The organism is Pseudomonas sp. PB103 (genome assembly GCF_009764635.1).
Classification (GTDB): domain Bacteria; phylum Pseudomonadota; class Gammaproteobacteria; order Pseudomonadales; family Pseudomonadaceae; genus Aquipseudomonas.
Window position 1 is genome coordinate 152,309 of sequence record NZ_RWIL01000002.1, and the last position, 18,214, is coordinate 170,522.

Annotated in this window: 10 protein-coding genes; 4 read left to right on the forward strand and 6 right to left on the reverse strand. The window is 50.9% G+C overall.

The annotated features are described in order from the left end of the window. Nucleotides 1–276: 276 nt before the first annotated feature. The 3 genes from EJA70_RS30970 to EJA70_RS00820 all read left to right on the forward strand — a co-directional run bounded on the left by EJA70_RS30970 (nucleotide 277) and on the right by EJA70_RS00820 (nucleotide 5,587). Nucleotides 277–495: a hypothetical protein gene (locus EJA70_RS30970; protein ID WP_256677587.1), complete on the forward strand. Its 219-nt coding sequence runs from the start codon at nucleotides 277–279 to the stop codon at nucleotides 493–495. A 468-nt stretch (nucleotides 496–963) separates the two neighbouring features. Beyond that, nucleotides 964–4,044 (forward strand): TrlF family AAA-like ATPase, encoded by a 3,081-nt coding sequence (locus EJA70_RS00815; RefSeq protein ID WP_158828944.1) that lies wholly within the window; start codon nucleotides 964–966, stop codon nucleotides 4,042–4,044. 172 nt (nucleotides 4,045–4,216) lie between these two features. Further along, nucleotides 4,217–5,587: a hypothetical protein gene (locus EJA70_RS00820; protein WP_158828946.1), complete on the forward strand. Its 1,371-nt coding sequence runs from the start codon at nucleotides 4,217–4,219 to the stop codon at nucleotides 5,585–5,587. 66 nt (nucleotides 5,588–5,653) lie between these two features. Here the strand turns inward: EJA70_RS00820 and EJA70_RS00825 are convergent, their stop codons facing one another. Both EJA70_RS00825 and EJA70_RS00830 read right to left on the reverse strand, forming a co-directional pair. Beyond that, a complete protein-coding gene (locus EJA70_RS00825; RefSeq protein WP_158828948.1) occupies nucleotides 5,654–5,989 on the reverse strand; it encodes a hypothetical protein in 336 nt (111 codons plus the stop codon). Between the two features lie 2,232 nt (nucleotides 5,990–8,221). Continuing rightward, nucleotides 8,222–9,277: an AAA family ATPase gene (locus EJA70_RS00830; RefSeq protein ID WP_158828950.1), complete on the reverse strand. Its 1,056-nt coding sequence runs from the start codon at nucleotides 9,275–9,277 to the stop codon at nucleotides 8,222–8,224. Between the two features lie 598 nt (nucleotides 9,278–9,875). Here EJA70_RS00830 and EJA70_RS30975 point away from each other — a divergent pair. Continuing rightward, the gene (locus EJA70_RS30975) at nucleotides 9,876–10,094 is read left to right on the forward strand and encodes a hypothetical protein (protein ID WP_256677588.1); all 219 of its coding nucleotides are present in this window, start codon (nucleotides 9,876–9,878) and stop codon (nucleotides 10,092–10,094) included. A gap of 36 nt (nucleotides 10,095–10,130) precedes the next feature. Here the strand turns inward: EJA70_RS30975 and EJA70_RS00835 are convergent, their stop codons facing one another. From EJA70_RS00835 to EJA70_RS30905, 4 genes are all read right to left on the reverse strand, one after another. Then, on the reverse strand, nucleotides 10,131–10,616 hold the full coding sequence (locus EJA70_RS00835; protein WP_116030749.1) for a hypothetical protein: 486 nt from the start codon (nucleotides 10,614–10,616) through the stop codon (nucleotides 10,131–10,133). Nucleotides 10,617–10,749: 133 nt separating this feature from the next. Next, on the reverse strand, nucleotides 10,750–14,715 hold the full coding sequence (locus EJA70_RS00840) for a DUF4365 domain-containing protein (RefSeq protein WP_158828952.1): 3,966 nt from the start codon (nucleotides 14,713–14,715) through the stop codon (nucleotides 10,750–10,752). Nucleotides 14,716–14,994: 279 nt separating this feature from the next. Further along, nucleotides 14,995–16,773, reverse strand: coding sequence for an ATP-binding protein (locus EJA70_RS00845; protein WP_218574198.1), 1,779 nt, complete (start codon nucleotides 16,771–16,773; stop codon nucleotides 14,995–14,997). A 363-nt stretch (nucleotides 16,774–17,136) separates the two neighbouring features. Beyond that, nucleotides 17,137–17,616 carry a hypothetical protein gene (locus EJA70_RS30905; RefSeq protein ID WP_218574199.1) on the reverse strand — a complete coding sequence of 160 codons (480 nt, stop codon included), beginning with the start codon at nucleotides 17,614–17,616 and terminating at the stop codon, nucleotides 17,137–17,139. Nucleotides 17,617–18,214: the final 598 nt, after the last annotated feature.

Consider the following 18,214-nt stretch of genomic DNA (forward strand, 5'->3'; position numbering starts at 1 on the left):
GAGGGGGGGGATACCCGCCCTCAGCTATGCGAAAGCGATGAGTACATTGAGCTTAGTTGAAGCTCAGCTTGTGCGACCGCTCGAACCGAAGGCAGGTGATCACGTGCCTAGTAGGCATGGCAAGCGGAGCGCGCAGGCGTGTGGGATGGATGCCCGAAGGGCCGAGAAGCCGGCGTTTGCGCCAAGGCTCGGTTTACGACAGCCCATCCCCGAAGGGGCACGGCCTAACGCCAGTCGCGGGAACAGAGGCCAAGACCATACTGCGAGGATTTTTCGATGGGAATGACAGACGATGACGACACTGTCTACTGCGACGTCCAGATGTCTTTAGCGCAGGGCCGCGAGCTGCTCCAACTGGTTAGCGCATTGAGGAAGTCAAAAGCCCATTCGACTCTCGACAGGGTTTTCGAGCGCATGCAAGACGAGCTCAGCGCATCGATTGATATCGTCGAAAATCCACCGACCTGGGGCCCTTGGGGTCGACGCACCACTTAGCACTGGCACCACGCTACATCCAGACTAGCGACTACCCTCGCTCAAGGTTTGCGTACGCAGCCACGCTTCCACTTTTTGCCATCGGCCAACCTTGCAAAGCTGTGACCTTGCTGTATCTAGAATCTCAAGCAGTCGCTGTGTTTACGCACGAGAGGGGAACCAAACATCAACCTCGACACTGCAGTGGATGAGCTTGCTCAGTGCCTATCACGGCGAGACGGCCCGCTTCTCAGTACCCTGTCCAAAAAAAACCAGCAGTGATCAGCCATGGAGATATGCTTGCATTCCCTCCCGGAGAGCTGCGTTAGACCATATCGGCGATTAGTTAAGGGGCATCTGGCGATGCGCATTTTCCGTATTGATTTATTCTGATTTACTCATTTTCCGGCAAAAGTCACTTCAATAAGCTTTCATCAATGGCGGGTGGAGCTTCACTTGAGGTTCTGATCGGGTATCGGGGAATGTGCAATGCCAGTTATTTTGCAGGGCTCAACATGGAAAAAATGGGATCTCCACGTCCACACCCCAGAGTCGTTGGTTCACAACTACCCCGGTGAAAAGGAGGTGGCGTGGGAAGCTTTTCTATCCGATCTAGAGGCGTTGCCACCTGAGTTTAAAGTTTTAGGCATCAATGACTATCTGTTCGTAGATGGCTATGCCCGCGTTTTGCAGGAGCGGCAGAGGGGCCGTCTTGCGAATATTGAGCTTGTTCTTCCCGTTGTTGAGCTTCGACTAGATAAATTTGGTGGCATTCTTGAGCAAGGCGACGAAGGATACAGGCCTTCGAATTGGAGTCGTATTAACCTCCATGTCGTTTTCGATCAGATCGACCCGCAGCTCATTCGAGAGCAATTTATGCCTGCCATCTCTCATGGGTACTCCCTTGTACCTGGATCCCCTGGCGGGCGATGGGCTGGTGTCATTACAAAGGCCAATCTGATTGAGCTTGGGGAGCGTGTCGTTGCCTCAATGCCAGAAGCTATGAGGGGGAGGGCTCCGTCACCTCTAAGGGTCGGTTTCAATAATCTCAACGTTAGCTTTGATGCAGTTCGCGCAGCTCTTAAAACGCAGCATTTTCATGGCAAGCACATCATTGCGATAGGCAAGAGCGAGTGGGACAGTCTGCGTTGGAATGATCATACGATCGCGGACAAAAAAACGGTCATTAACGAAGCCGATCTAGTTTTCACTGCTGCAGCCAATCCTGAGGCTTACGTGAGGGCTCGTGATGGGTTAAAGGCTGCTCAGGTCAACGCGCGCCTCCTTGACTGCTCCGATGCGCATTCGCTTAGTGCGTCGGGTGACAAAGACCGTGTTGGAAACTGTTTCACTTGGATCAAGGCTGACGCCACATTCCAGGGGCTCGTTCAAGCGATCCATGAGTTCGATGATCGCGTGTACGTCGGCGATTCCCCGCCTAAACGAATGAAGGTTGAACAGAATAGAACCAAATTTATAAGCTCAATAAAGGTGGGAAAGGTCGCAGACTCGGGCCTTGCCGAACCGTGGTTCGATTTGGACATCCCGCTCAACCCTGATTTGGTGGCAATCATCGGTAACAAGGGCAGTGGTAAAAGCGCTCTATCCGATGTCATCGCTTTGGTCGGTAACACAAAGCACTACGCGAAGTTTTCATTCCTGAAAAACACGCGGTTCCGTAGCCCAAAGCGCAGATTTGCGGAACATTTCTTGGGATCCTTGACTTGGCTAGATGGCTCCGTAATGGAGAAAACCTTGCAGGAAGATCCTGAGCCAAGCAGCGTCGAGCGGGTTAAGTATCTTCCGCAAAGCTACTTGGAAGACTTGTGCAATGAATTGGGGGAGGGTGGATCGACAACGTTTGATGCGGAGCTGCGAAAAATCATTTACTCCCACGTTCCCGAGGAGGAGCGGCTTGGTAAAGCGTCCATGGATGAGCTCTTAGATTTCAAGGTTGCAGAAATTGAGCAGGCTCGTAAAGGCGTTAAAGAAAGCATCAGTAAGATCAATGCAGAAATCATTGAGGCAGAACGCAGATCGACAAATGATTTCTTGAGGTCGCTGCATGAGTTAGTGGTGTCCAAGCAGGGAGAAATCGCTGCGTTGGAGGAGGCCAAGCCTCAGCCGGTGCTCGACCCGAGTGCTTCAGCTGAAGCTCTGGCTGAGTCGAAGCAAGCCGCTCAGCAAGTTGATGTTCTCGAAGATGAGGTTCGAAAGATTGAGGCTGAGGAGGCGGCGCTCAAGACCACGAGAGCAACGGCACTTAAAAGAGAAGCGATCGCCAAAAGGGTCTCCACCGCCCTTACTAATTACCGCAAGCAGCATGCGACCTTCGTTGCTGAACTGAAAGACTTACTCGCCGATCTTGATGCAGAGCTGCCAATTGATTCCTTGGTGCAGTTAAAGGTCGATTCAGGGCCGGTTGAAGCCATCGCTGTAGCGGCACAAACGCAGGTCGCTGCGATCGATGCCGATTTGAAAAATGAAGATCAAGGTAGTATTTCGCATCGAAGATCTCTTACGACGGCCCAGCTGGTTGAGGCCAAAGGCATGCTTGGAGAGGCGCAGCGACTTTATGTTCTCTACAAAGAAAATTTAGCGAATTGGGAGCGCGCCAGGGCGGAACTGATTGGGTCACCTGATAAGTCAGGTAGCCTTTTACAACTGCAGGCTGAAATAGCGTCTCTGGCGCTCTTGCCAGAGCAGCAAGCGAGGCGTCGTGCCGAACGCTCAGAGAAGACTCGTGAGATGCATGGTTTGATTCAGGCCATGGTTGATGAATACGGCAGGCTTTATCTCCCTGTGCAACGCTTCGTTAATTCGGATGAGCAGCGAGAGCTCAATTTACCTCTGGATTTTCAAGTTCGGATCGAAGAAAAAGGTTTTTCCGAGCAGCTATTGAGGCGCATCAATCAAAGGGTTAGAGGTTCTTTCATGGGCGTCGACGAGAGCTCTCAGAGGTTGCGTAATCTGCTGCTCGCTTCCAGTTTCGAGACTCCGGATGAGGCAGTTGCCTTCGCAGACATGATTGATGATCTACTTCATTTTGATCGTCGAGAAGGAATGCCTGAGAGGACGATTCTCCTGACCGACCAACTCGCACGAACCGTCACTGCGCAGGATCTTCTAGATTATCTGTACTGCCTAGACTACTTGGCTCCTCGATATTCTTTGACCTACGAAGGGCAGGAAATAGGCCAGCTTTCACCTGGCGAGCGTGGGCTGCTGCTTTTGGTTTTTTACCTTTTGGTCGATGAGGATGACATACCGATTGTCATCGACCAGCCCGAAGAGAACCTGGATAACCAGACCATTTTTCGCGTTCTGGTTAAGTGCATCAAGCGAGCGAAAGAACGCCGGCAAGTAATTATGGTGACGCACAACCCGAACCTCGCAGTGGTTTGTGATGCTGAACAGATCATTTATGCGGTATGTGATAAGGCTGCGAGCCGATTCGATTATGAAGCCGGTGCGATTGAGCATCCTGACATCAAAGCCCGCGTGGTCGAAATTCTTGAAGGTACGGAGCCGGCTTTCAAGAACCGGCAGGGTAAGTATCGATTGCAATAGACCAATGGCTTTGCGGAGCATAGCAACGGATGTGCTTACGGTAACGGCCCGCCTTTGCACGCTTAGCCATGGGTATGCTGGTGGTATGAGTAGGTATGTTAGGAGCCAAACCGGGCACTCATTATCTGCGACGGCCCATACGAGCTGGTTTTTTTCACTAATGGATTAGCCGTTGAAAGCACTTCCTATTTCGATGTTTGAGCTACTCGCCTTGGCGCTGCCTTGGGGGCTTAGCTTCATCGACCACTATCCCTATCAAGGCTGCGCCGAGGAGGAAGGATGGATTTCCGACGATGGCGCCACTTGGGGGGTGGTCTGCTATAGCCCAGAAGCAAACACTTATTCTAGCTTGGTGGTCAGACGCAGAATCGATCTCGTTTGGACGGTCATATATGGCGTAGGTGGCTTCGCACTATTCGAGGAAGCTAAAGCTCAAATTACGAGTCGATTGGAAGAGGGAAGGGCTCTTGAACCGTTGCCTCCAAGCACGCCAAGGCGACAACATCTTTTCGCAGGTGCTTCAGAGGATGCTGGCTCACTCTTCAGGTTGCTAAGACGAAAATCAAAAGCTCAGACAGCTTGGGTGTTAGGTCATCTTTACCTTTCGATGCCTAAGCCCGATCAGAACTTCGTAACCGATTTTCGCTCGTGCAATTTCCACACGAGACTATGGGAGCTTTTACTTCTGGCTTCCTTTCGTGAGCAGGGATGTTTTGTTAGTCAGGATCATCCCTCTCCGGATTTTCAAATACGGCGCCGAAGCGGTGATGGAGCCTGGATCGAAGCTGTTACCGCTAACCCACCGGATGCGGATAGGTATGATCATGTTGATAGCCCGCTGGCACCTATTCCAAACGATCCTAGAGATCGGTGCATGGGAGGGGCGGCAGTTCGCTTGCATAAAACATTAAGAAGCAAGATCGACCGGCGATATGACCAGTATTCGCATGTTCAAGGTCAGCCTTTTGCGATAGCCCTGGCGGACTTCCATGCGCCGGGATCGATGATGTGGAGTCGAGAAGCGCTGATCACCTATCTGTACGGCGAATACGCAGAGGTACAAAATCTGGAAGGTGTGCAAGCCGCAGTAAGCGTTACCGTACAGGCGCTTTTGGATAATGAAGGCACCCCTGCGGGCCTATTTCGTTCCGGGGAAAATGACGGCCTCTCCGCAATTGTCTTTAGCAACGGATGTACCATCGCCAAGTTCGGGCGAGTTATGCAGACTATGAGTGGCATCGACTACGGTTTCACGCGTACCCGCGTCGGCATGATTTTCGACCGGACACCTGGCGTGTTAGAGGGCATTCCCTTCTGTCTTGACGTCAGCAGTCGAGAGTACCAGGAGCTTTGGCCCCAACGTTACGAGCCTTGGTCGGCTGAGCTCGAAATCTTTCACAATCCCTTCGCTACGTACCCTTTCCCTAAAAACGTTTTACCGGAAGCGCAGCATTGGTTTCGAAGGGACGGATCAATTGTCTGTGAAGCTTTTTACGAGACGTCTGTTCTTTGGTCGGAAACTCATGTGACGAACAAAAACTAAGCTGGCGGGCCAACAAAACGAGCTTGGGTTACCGCCAGATTTTATCGATCAAATGTCGGTAAGCTTTCAAAACAGGCGGAATGGATTGGTGTACTTACTGGCTTTGCGCAGATACCTGGAGGCTAAACGCATCCCCGCACCTACAAATTTCACTTTTTGAAGCGTCCCCTGCCGATCGTGGAGAAAGTGGAACTGGGCATCCAGCTTTGAAAGTTCGACCAGAAGCAGCTGGCGGCCTTTTTCATCCAAATGGGGGTTACAAAGCTCATCGTCGATTGCTTTTCGGTAACCACGGTACTCTCTCTTCATCGCCTCAGTTCTCCAAGCTGACGTCACCGGCATGACAAGGCAGAGTAAAGCAGTCCCGTCGAAGGCAGCGGCCACAGCTGTTGTGCTGAGCAAGCCATCGCGCCATAGACCTCCTATTATTAGAAAGGGAATGCTGACGACTACCGCCAGAAAAACTGGTTGGGTCGGGTAGGCTAGCAGTGGATGAGGGCGATACCGTATTTTTCGCATAGAGCTTCCAAGGCTTTGATAGGTGATGAGATATTGGCAGTTGTGACAATGCTTGTCTTGCCAAGTGGGTGCTCAAAAATTCAGAGTCAGGAGCGTATGCATTTGGGGCATTTTTACTTTTTATGATCCTGCACTCCTGAAAACATCAGGGTTTACCCAGCTCGCTCACTCAGGTCGCGGCATAGGTAAACATCTTCAAACTTGCGAGGGGCGAACATGACGATTCCGACGCCATGGGGTGTAATTTTCAAAGCGGGAGCATGGTGCTGGCGTCGCATCACCAGAGCACTGCTTTATAAAACCTATTCCGAGGCCCATCAACGGTGGACGAAACGAAACGGTTTCGGCGCTAGGTGGGAAAAGCTTGGAAAACATGTCGAGTATTCTCTCTACCTAACAAAGCCGACCGACGCTGAACCTCGGGTTTCCAAAGTCGCTTTCCGTGCGGTCGATGCTACGGTAGTGAGATTCGATTGCGTATTTGAGGCTGAGGGCGCAGGACTTCGATATCAAGACGCGATAACCGTACATGAGCTAGATCGCTCGCCGGTCGTTTTCAACCTTACGCGCGTTCCTTCGCAAGATTTCCTATCGCACCTCAAGGGTGATATCCGATTTTCCGTGGAGAGCTACCAATTCCGAAAATGCTCGGTAGCACTAGAAGGCAATCAGATACCCGAGTTCGATTCGCTTACCTCGTATCTCAGTCATAACTGGTTGGTAAGTGACACTTGGAATCGCCGGTGGGGCACTTTCTGGAATTGCAATTCGATCACTTACGCGAAGCGAGAAATTGAGATTTATTGGAAATGGGGTTTTGGCACTCGGGGCGGATCTGTTTACACGCCGGGATACAGTAGAACAAATTCGAAGGCACCTTTTTGGTCTTTTGGACGCAGAACGGTGGTTTGGGTGATGTCCAGACCTTGGATCCTAACGATGCAATTCTGGATAGCCATCTGGTCGCGTCAGTTTGTGTTGGATGAAAGTGACCGATTGCGGCGTCGATAATTTTCATTGTCGATGTGGTTTTCTGTATTGACCTGCGGTGGCTTCGAAAATATTTTTTATAGGAATGATCTGTATGACGTTAAGTGCCAGTTACTCAACAGATGGGTCTTTAACTTCTCTTACGGAAGTACGGAAGTCACGCACCTGACCATAGGACACGACCGCCACGGCGTAGAGGGAGGCCCGGGTGGCTTAGACTGAGAGGCAGTTAACAAATCTAATCCCGCGAAGGGTGCGTCTAGATTGCATCGTGTTCTATCTAGCAAAGCGGCCCCCGAGAAATAGGCGCCGAGCGCAAGTGATCGGCGGTCTCAACAGGCGATTTGAGTACATATTGCAAGCCCTCAACGGGCGCAGCCGAAACTCGTTTGCTGCTTTCGCTGCTTTCGCTGCTTTCGCTGCTTTCGCTGCTTTCGCTGCTTTCGCTGCTTTCGCTGCTTTCGCTGCTTTCGCTGCTTTCGCTGCTTTCGCTCCTTCGGATCTAAGTGCCAGGCTCGATTACCCAAGCGAGTCTCTTACGATGTAAACGAGATTTTTACAACCGCCCACCGCTCGGTGATGGATACTCTGTCGCACCGATCCCATCGAATCTGTCTTTTTCTTAAATCTTTTTGGTTGATCGCATCATTTTTTCACGTTGACTCGTTCCATGCCTGAGAGTGGAAGGGGCATATAGCAAGCCATGCGTATCCTACATGTTTGATATCCACGCTGCGTATAAACTAAGCGTGGAGCATCGAGCTTTGAGTTTGAAGATACGTATTAATGGCGTTTTTAATTATGAGTCTAGTGTTTTTTAGGATCTTATATGGGGATGAGTTATTTCGGGTGCGAGATTCGGCGTTTTGGTGGGGCTGGTGCTGGCAATAGGGTGGTTAACCATGTTATCAATAATCGACCGCACAAAGCTTGCTTTTGGTGGGCTGTTATGTGTGGTAATGGGTAGTGGTTATTTATCATAATTTTTGTAGAAGTCTAGAATCACGATTAGAGTACGCAGAAAATTTAAAGCGGCTATAAAGGTTCTCCATATTTTACGTTTAGTCAGCATGTTAATTTAACTCCTATTTCGATATGGTTTACGGGTGTAGAGCAAAGTTATTTTCAACTTCTACCCCATAAAATTTCAGTCAGTTCCTCTCTTACCTCAGAAACCTCAAATGATGCTATCGAGTCGGGTGCAATATCCATGATGGTGTCGAAATAGCAAAATGCTTTTTTACTCATATCGCTATCGTGTAGTTCGATGTGATACTCATAGTCTGCCGAAAACCGTGAGCGCATAATAGGTATATTTAAATCGCGAATCTTTTTATAGGTTTTCAGCGTTAAATATGCGCTAAACATGCAGCTGTCAAATATCTTGTTTTTGTGTATTCGTGTTACGTCTATCTGTCCGCGTGTACTCGGAATGGTTGAGAAGTTAGTAAACAATACATGCATTGAATCTAATTTTTCTTTGTTAATTTTATTCATATGTTTATAATAGTTGTGCGTGCTGCTGGGCGAGTATTGGCAGGTGCAATCTACGAGCAGAATTATTTTGTCCGATTTTGCCAAGGTTTCGTAGAGATCCCTGTTAAGGTCTAAGAGGATTAGGTCATAATTGTTTTTTATGTCGTCAAAGGTTAAAGTTGCGGATTTTTTGCGGAGGATTATTTCTTCATGATCGATGCATGATACAAAAGCTGGAAAATTTTTCCGTTGCTCGTTTTCCTCTTCTAACCTTAATAATTCCGAAGGGTACATAATAATGTCGTGCTGGTCGTAAAAGTCTACTTTTGAAGCGTGGCGTTCTGAGTTTTTAATGTCTATTCGATCTTTATTGGTATAGCCCCTGAACACTTCATCATTTGCGATGACTGCAACTTTTAAACCAGTTTGCGCAAATGATGTTGCGATTGCCACGGTTATTGGCGACTTTCCAATACCTCCTTTATAAGCTGTGATACTGACCACCTTAGCGTGGGGCCAAGTGATATTAAAAGTTCGTAGAAATTGAGAAAATACGGAGTCAGGAATCTGCACCTTGGAGTCAATACTCTCGTATCCCTGCCAAGACTTGACGCTTCTCTCCACTGCCATGGCAGCTTTCTTTGCAGAAATCCCCTTCGATTTTCTTAGTGCTTTTAACTCTTCAGGTCGAATCTTTCTTGCCATGGTTGTGTCCTCATTTGATTCGCAAAATATACGGCAGTCTTGTTTCACACGAATAGAGGAAAGTGTTGCCTCTTGACGGCTGTGTTTAAGTATGTCCTGTGATGCACTAATGGTTCCGGACACCCAGTTAGGCGAGAGCGTTCAAAACATCGAGGTATCTGACGACCTGCTAGCTCGAACGCGAGGCGTTGGGCCGTGTACTTAAACAAAGCTATAACCAGATGGAAGCAAGCTGCTCGCTCGGTTGTTGAGTCCGCGTGTCGGTGCGTCTACCAACTCCGGCACGCAATGGCGTTACTCCCAAGAGCGACGCTTTGACGCCCGAACGCAGAAAATCAGGAACTACAAGGTCTAATCGTCCGTTACAGGCGCGGGGAGTCTATTTTTTAATAGGTTGACAGCTACAACCGGTGGCGGGTGATCATGCAGTTGGATAGGTACGGCAAGCGGAGCGCGCAGAAGTGTGGGACGGATGCCCGGAGGGCCGAGATGTCGGCGCTTGCGTTAAGGCTCGGTTTACGACAGCCCGTCCCCGAAGGGCACCGCCTAATGCCGGTCGTGGGAACAGAGGCCAAGACTATACTGCGAGGATTTTTCGATGGGAATGACAGACGATGACGACACTGTTTACTGCGACGTCCAGATGTCTTTAGCGCAAGGCCGCGAGCTGCTCCAACTGGTTAGCGCATTGAGGGAGTCAAAAGCCCATTCGACTCTCGGCAGGGTTTTCGAGCGCATGCAAGACGAGCTCAGCGCATCGATTGATATCGTCGAAAATCCACCGACCCGGGGCTCTTGGGGTCGACGCACCACTTAGCACTGGCGCCACGCTCCATCTAGGATAGCAACTACCCTATCTGAAGGTCTGCGCACGAAGCCAAGCTTCCACTTTTTGCCATCGGCCAACCTCGGAAAGCTTTGACTTTCCTGTATCTAGAATCTCAAGCAGTCGCTGTCTCTCCGCACGAGAGGGAAACCAATCATCAATCTCGACGCTGCAGTGGTTGGACTCGCTCAATGCCCATCTCACGATCATGTCCGCAGCGGCTCTGTAGTGATCTGCCATGAACAGACGATAGCCATCCACAGACCAGCCGCGCTCCGCCAGCCCATCGGTCACGTCGATGATGCCAAGGTCACCAAAGTAGGCTGTGGTGTCAGGATAATGGATACCTGCCAACGACACCTTGGCCACGCCGGACTCCCGATCAAAATAGGAAAGGAAATGCCACCCACCCGTGGTGCTTCCAGGATGGGGGAAATTGATAGCGGCTTTACCTGTTATGTAGTTTTCTCGGGATGCGCGTTTGAGGTCAAAGTCGAACAGAGGCTGCTTCATGTAAGTTTCCGTAACCGAATCAGCCTTTGATGTATTCCATGCGCTTAACGATCGTCTTCATCCAGCTCTGCGATCAGCTAGACGCTTGGCCTTCGAGGGGGAGTGTTCCATTTGGCGACGGAATTTTAAACGATCATTTTTCTCTTGCTCGCTCGTATTGCGAGGCTACCCGCGCGGCTGCATAAGCGGCGGAAAACTCAGTTTGTTCAAACGCATCCTGTATGAGGCTCGCGTTGAGAGCAGAGAACACTCGATGGCCCTCACCAGGCTCAACAGCTTCTAATTGGGCACAATGGGTACCTAAGAGTCGGATCGCTTCTCTCTCGCAAGACTCGTCCATCCTGGTGCCGTGGTGGGACTCTACCAATAGCATGTAGATCGTCCAGATTCTTCTTGCAGAAGTCTTCGTCAAGTCTTCATCTAGACCTGCCATCAGTATCAGGAGAGTTATTGCCTGGAGGCCGTGAGGGGGAGCATCCTTTTTCATGGCCGCTTTGACATACCAGTGCCTCAACAGCGCAGCCAGTCCGATGTCGGATAGCGACCGCTCTATAACGAGAGCGCGAAGCACAGCAGCAGCATGTGCCAGTGATTGCTCAAATGGTGAGCGATAGTCCCACAGCGCTGAGGCTATAGAAATAAATCCGGGTTCCGCATCAAGCATTTCCACGGCTAGACGTACGCTCTTGGCCGAATTTAGTAACGGAGGGAGAAGCACCATAATATCGGGTAGATGCACAACTACACCGACACGCCACTCACAGAGTTGCGCCATTTTGCGGGCCTTATCAATAGGGGTAATCAGTCCTACCTCTACCAGCGCGGCCAAGACATCAAGTGTGCAGATTCCATTAGGATCGGACTTTCCGGCACAAAAAATTCGGAAAGCAAAGTCATCAGAGTAAAGTCTGAACCGTTCGGGCTCTGCCGCGCAGATCTCTACAATCTGTGTATTGCTTCGGCCAACCGGTGCAGTATTAGAGGCCCTGTTGACTCCTCCTGACGACGACGGCTGCAGAATTGAAGCGAGATGGGGCTTCAAGGACTTTTGTAGGCCCAGGCACTTGCCACGCATTGGACTTCCATACATCGGGTTCGTGAACTCTGCAAGCTCCTCCATGGTGGCTTTGGATATCGCAATTTTCCCGAAGAAATTGACAATGGGTTCGATCAATTCCAAATCGTAGAGTACGAGCAGTGCCGTCCAGTCCAGTAAGGGAACAAGTTGCCGTAGAGCCTCAGCACCAAGAGGCTGCCAAGCAAGCTCGCTATTCATGGAAAGATGGTACTTTCGATCATCACGGCTCGACACCTTCGCAGTTTCCCAGAGGTGCACGACATCGCAGATGGAGGACAGAACAAATCGAGGACGCCATGAGAACGGAATGACTGTGAAACCTTGCTGCAAACCGTATTCAAGCCGACTCTGGAGCGCTTCCTGATCTGCGGTTATGCCTATAAGAGACTTGAGACTTTCTACCAACTCTGTGGCAGAAGAACCTTCCCGAATTTCCCCTCTCCTAAGCATTCGAGAATTGGGGAATTTCTGGAAAAACGCATTTGCGCGTGTCTGAAATTGCTCACGATCGCTGGCAAGATCGAGGTCAGTGATCGCTAACGTGGAGCTCAAATGCATCATCAGGTAGGCGCCTTCCTGGCTCTCCACATTTTGATCCACCAAGTCACCTGCCCGAATAGCAAGCTCAACAAGCCTGCTGCTGGTCTGATCCCCAAATTGGATGAGTGCAAACAGTAATTTCACACACTCTAGCCGTTCATGTTTGGTTTCTGCGGCTTCAAATACCTTCTCCGCCGCCTCCACGGCGTCCTCAACGTAGCCACACCTTGTAGCGATAGTTACGTAAGTGTTGAGTGCAACCTGATCGTCAGTTCCTTTGGCTAAAATGCCCTGCAATCGGTCTCGTGCTTGTTCTGTTTCTCCAAGATGATCGAGTGCCAATGCTTCGAAGGCTGCCATCCGATCCCCAGGCTCAGCCCGAACCCTTTTGCTCTGACAGAGTTCTAGAAGTGCCTGCCAGTCTTTCAGCGTCACCAACGCGATCCCCAATCGGGCTGCCATCTCTGGAGAAAGCAACAAGTGCTCTGTGATTTTCTCGCATAGACGCACGCACAGCACCGCATACTCAAGATCTGTAGGATCAGCCTCCTGGAATAGGGTGAGCGCAATGCTCAGAGGTCGGCCCAGCTCTTCATAGCGGGAATGCAAAGATTTCCATGCATCATCCTTCGCCAGCCTGCTCACCTCTAGGGCTATGTAAAACTCTGAGAGTGCGGCTTGATCTCTCAGGTCTGGATGCGACTGTAGTTCTTCGATCCACTGTTTTACAAAGGTAGGCTGAGCCATCTTATGGGCTGAAAGGGAGGCAGCGATTGCTGCGGGCCCGAATAAAGGATGGCCTCTATCCAAAGACTCTATACATGCCCTAAAGCCTTGCCAGCAAAGCCTAAACTTGCGTGTCTCGTAAAGCAGCAGGATGTTCCACAGTTGTTTTTCGGAAGACTCAGGCAATTGGTCGTTTGCCGCTAGAGCAAGATCAAAGTCTTTTAACTGGGCAGCGACGCTTCTCAAAGCCTCCTGAATATTTGGTAGGCCCGGACGTGTACGCGTCGCTTCAATGAGGTCTGCAAGTATGCTTCGGCCCTTTCCGAGTGCTAAGGCGGTTGCAGCCCATATGTCCGCAATCTGCTCAATATTTGAGTCCCAGCCCACAGCCTTGATAGAAGTGACAGCATCGGTGATTGCTGTCCAAGCACTCTCTAGCGCCTGCCGATCTACGCCAGGCAGACCGGACGGCGGGATGACGTCTTTACTGATCGTGCTGGCTGTAGCAACCGCGAGAGTAAATTTGGAGCGGGCCCTAAGTAGCAGCAACAGCTGGTAGGAATCATGAGATCTGTCGCATACATCTAGGCCCGCCTCGGAGTCAGCTAATGCACTATCTGGATCGCCGGACAGCCAGTGCGCGAAGGCTCTTGCGAACGACCTCTTAGGCTCTGGCAGGTGATCTGCAATCTCAAGCGAAAGTTTGTAGTTCCCTTGAACCGCGTGCAGCCTCGATCTAGTCCCGATGATTACGGGGGCATCGCCCTCCAGCAAGGCGTGTAGCTCTGAGAGCGATTCTGGCCTAGTTTCGAATCTAATCCGAATTTCCGCTTCCACTTGTGCTGCAAGGTATTTGGGAAGGTTGTTTTCCTCATACGCGTTGCGATAGGCAACAACTGCTGCTTGATCAGCGCCCGACTCAACGTGCCAGTTTCCGCGTAAGCACCAGTATTCGCCAAGCTCCAATTCCGTCGCGTTTACCAACATAGACTCGGCTTGATCTAGGTGATGCAGAGCTCTCTCCAAAGCATTGATACGCAGCTCAGCCCTGGCTTGGGTCAGATGCCAAGCAAGTGTGCCCGGCGCAGGGTTAATCCAATGCTCGTCTTTGGGGCCTGCAAGGGCCTCTATGAAGGTCACGCCTCTCGCTGCAACTCCTTGAACGGCACTTTGAACCAATATCAGACGATTGTCTGAATCCATTGCAGGATGGGTTTGTTCCGCTTTTGCGCTCAGGGCATGCCCTGCTCGGGACAGCTCATTCTGATAGCGAATTTCTTCAGAAAGGTCGGTAGATGAGGTGAGACGATTTTTTACCGGAACCCGAAGGGTGACGTATTTCTGCTCCTCAGGCAGCTCAGCTACATTAACGCGCAGCAGCTCATCTCTGATCCAAACGTAGTAGAGCCTGCAATCGACAGGATCCGGATCGACGGAAAGATCACAGATCACCAAGAGCAGGGGCTCCACCGCTCGGTCATAAAAGCGGACAGTCGATGCCTTCAGTGCTATGGAAAGGTATTCCCCATCCGCCGTAATGTTAGGGGAACGAGTGCCTTTCAACTGAATGCGAAAAATATCCGTTGCTTGTTGATTTGGCGTAGTTTGGACTTGGTAGTCGAAGCCATAATCGTCCGTCCCACCTAGGCTCTTTAGCCGCCAATTCCTGGGTGTACGTGCCATCAGGCAACGATCGGCATCAGCATCAATATCGTGCTGATCCCCCGTCATTGGTAGAGGCCCTTCAACTGGCATGAGGTTTCCTCGGCATAGCTAAAAGAAATTTTGGCAGGCGCTTTCTCGGCTCTCGCCCGTTTGCCCCTAGGATTGTCGGAGAGATAATCAGGAGGCTCAGCACCGGAAGCTTTGGCTCAGGGCGATGAGCCAAAACGTTTTGTATGGTCGAATCATATGAAATGGATGCTCTCAGCAGACTGGCTCGCGACATCGTCAGACCAAGCGGCACGGTTCGACTTTCGCTAGGGCTCCACGTCAGATTGAAGCATCCTCCACTAACTGAGCTTACTGCGAGCTTCACTCTTCGAATGAGCTCTCAGACCCGGCGGATTCATCATTTCGCCTAAACACTGTAACGTTTCGTATTATCGGTGTGCCGTTAACCGTTCCGACCTTCACGTCTTCATCATCGACCTCGTAATTTTCGCTCCAGGCTTCGCTGATCACTATCCTGATCAGCTGTGCAAGGTTTGATCTTTGCCAAGAAAAATCTGGAGCCAAGGCTCTTGGCCATTGTGTCTGACCTACGGTTAACACTGAGCCGCTGTGTTTCGGAATAACCCAAATGTTGCTAACTGGCTCGAAGGAGCTTTTGAAATCTCGAGGATGGACATCGTCGGTGTCCTCCTCATAGGAGAATTCCCCGTCGAATGTGATCACCACCTCCGACGTGTCTTGGAATCGTTCACGTATCTCTCTGACGCTTAACCAGTCACTCGGGCCCTGGCATGCTATCGGCAGTTCACCAATGTCTCCTCCACACTCAAGTACAACTTCTGCACATCGGGCTTTGTGAAGCTCATCAGATCTAGCCGCCGCAATAATCTTCGCCTGCTCTGTTGCCCACGCCGCGAGCTGTTCTTTAGACACAGTTGGCAAGGCGGAATCGCGAGACGCAGTTAAGGTTTCGCCTACCAACAAACCTTGAATGTTAGACATCCGAGACGCCCTAAGTCCTCCGATCGTGACCCATCCTCCATCAGCGCCGAAGAAACTACTTGGTTGGATAAATGCGCGACCTAGCGGTTTTCCAGTCTCATCAAGGATAGGTCGTATCGCGGAAATGCTCGTCCCATGCCTGTGTCTGTTTGACATTCCAAAGGGGTTAAGTCGGCTAAGCAAATCTGCATCAGGTAGGTCAAGCCAATCGCCGGAACTTACCGCTGGAAAACTTTCACCGCCTTCTTCAACCTCAATCGAAACGTCTAAGTTTGGCGCTATCGATGCAATGAGCTGTTTTAGAGTAAGAATGTTTTCGCCAGATTTACTGTTGAAAAGTATTCCCCCTTTAGTCCGTGGATCGGCCTTCAGCAAAATCTCAATCCTCGTCCCCCCGTCGACTGGTGATTGACCCCGTATCGCTTGGGCGAGAATGGGGCGCGATACAGTGCCATCTCTAAACTCTAATACGCGAGCGGCGGCTTCGCCTAAGTCAAAGCGGCGAGAAATCACCTTTACTAAGGAACCAATCATAAATACCGAGAAAAAGCCGATTCCATATCGTCCTATCGCGTTCATGCCCTTTGCGATGAGACTAGGAAACTCCTGAGCTGCGAGTGATGACCGCCAAAATGAGGTGCCGAAATCAATCAACGGGCCGGTCAAAACGAGCTCTGACATCCCAATACCATTGTCTTCGACGGTCAACCAGTGGCCATCCGCTTTTTCTATGAGGGACACCACTATGTTGCCCCAGGTATCGCGTCGTCCGGCTTGATAACGTCTACGTGCTTGGATGGCGTCGGTACTATTTTGGATGAGCTCCCTGATGACTACAGTCGGGTCGTCACCATAAAGCTTGGCGCCCCCCAGTGTTTCAACAACTTTCGGGATGTCTGAAACTTTTAACTGCGTATCAACTGGACGCCATCCTCGGGTATGAATAGTTCGTGCTAACGATTCGGGGCTGCCGGCGCCCTTGACTCGCCGGGCTCGAAAGAACAATCCCTTCGCTCTGTTTTGCATCAACAAGTCTACATCCTGCAACTCGCGATTCACCGCCGAGATCGTGTCATATGCGAGCCACCAGGCGTCCGCGTCGTCGATATCGAAAGGTGCGCCAGCGGTGAAGACCACGGCTTCATGCTCGATATGGGGCGCAGCTAGCCGCTCTTGGAATGACCAATGCAGGGCAGATATGCCTTTGGGGTGTGATATCGCTCGCAGAAACCTCGGAGCTCTGCGCTGATCCAAATGGAGTGCGTCGGCAATACGGAGTAAACAAGCGAGTTTCACGCGGTCAATCTTACTCTTCGTCTTGCCTGCAAGAGCACCAAGATCCTCCGAAAGTTCCTGCTCCACTCGTGCTACCGACCACCAGTGGCTGTGCGCGATGAGTCCGATTGTCTCGCCATAAAAAAAGCGTACATCTGCATCGTCAATCAGGTAAAGCGTATCTCCGTTAACGGACGGCCAGCCTTGAGTTGCTAGCTTCTCAGCTTATTGGGCATGCAACTGGCGTAAGACTTCAGGTACAGCACGGTTGACGATGATTGGTGAAGGGTTATTGACCGATTCGGGATCATGGTCATCTCCCCCAAGCAAAGCCGTCACGGTATCTTTCCATGCCACGGTCTCCCTCAAATCCTCAAGGCCGTTCGGATAAGCGGCAAGACTCATAGCCGAATCGTGCAGAAGGACACTCGCCCCGAAAACGAATGCTTCGGCAGGAGAAATTGTCAAGGCGCCTTCTGAAACGAGCGATGCTGTCTCCCACAAGGCGTCTAGGTGACTCAAGTCGTGGACTGTCATGCCTGGCATAGCTGCTACGATCTGAGCGACCAGTTGGCCCGCTTTTTCACGCATGGCTAGGTATCGTTCTCGGAAAAACTCCTGCTCAGCGGTCGTAATGTCTATTTGTGGATTGACGAAAGCGTGGCGCCACAACCAGGTCAAACGGAAATCAGAGACAGCAGACATAGTGATCCTTCCCCTAAGTGCTTCCTTGGTGAGCGTAGACCTAACTCTGCATCGATCAGTTGGCTACCCCGTACTGGTTAGGTTCGCGAACATCTAGCATGGTCTCATCAGGCAGGTGGCCATCATAGCACCTTGACATTGAGTGCAATGCGGAGGACGCCAGTGAGTTCTTCTGTAGTCTGCTCTTTTACCTAGCCGGAACTAAGACTCATGGACGTCTATGGCCAGCGATCACACTGATTAACAACAGAATTTTCTCGCGAGCTAAAGTTTTGCCGTCGCGAAAACCGTTAGGTATATAAAACCATGCGGAGTGCCGGCAATGAGCGTAGTACCGATCAAAAACTCTCGGCCATTTTATGTGCCGCAAAGTGTCGAATTCACCCACCGGGCAGTCAGTCATATATCTGCCACAACGGAAGACGGTCGCGCTGTCGACATGTCACTCGGAGACTCGCGATATAAATTGAGTGCTCGACAGGCCGACGCTATTGCCCAGGGGCTGTTGATGTCTGTAATGCGCACCGGCTTGGACATTTCTAGCATGCCTTGGGAGGGCGGACGTCTCTTGAAAACATCTCCGTTCCCCGGAGAGCAA

Excerpts from the sequence above, each read along its gene's own strand:
- EJA70_RS30970 (WP_256677587.1), top strand. The coding sequence starts at position 277 with ATGGGAATGACAGACGATGACGACACTGTCTACTGCGACGTCCAGATG.
- EJA70_RS00815 (WP_158828944.1), top strand. The coding sequence starts at position 964 with ATGCCAGTTATTTTGCAGGGCTCAACATGGAAAAAATGGGATCTCCAC.
- EJA70_RS00830 (WP_158828950.1), bottom strand. The coding sequence starts at position 9,277 with ATGGCAAGAAAGATTCGACCTGAAGAGTTAAAAGCACTAAGAAAATCG.
- EJA70_RS30975 (WP_256677588.1), top strand. The coding sequence starts at position 9,876 with ATGGGAATGACAGACGATGACGACACTGTTTACTGCGACGTCCAGATG.
- EJA70_RS00835 (WP_116030749.1), bottom strand. The coding sequence starts at position 10,616 with ATGAAGCAGCCTCTGTTCGACTTTGACCTCAAACGCGCATCCCGAGAA.
- EJA70_RS00840 (WP_158828952.1), bottom strand. The coding sequence starts at position 14,715 with ATGCCAGTTGAAGGGCCTCTACCAATGACGGGGGATCAGCACGATATT.
- EJA70_RS30905 (WP_218574199.1), bottom strand. The coding sequence starts at position 17,616 with ATGTCTGCTGTCTCTGATTTCCGTTTGACCTGGTTGTGGCGCCACGCT.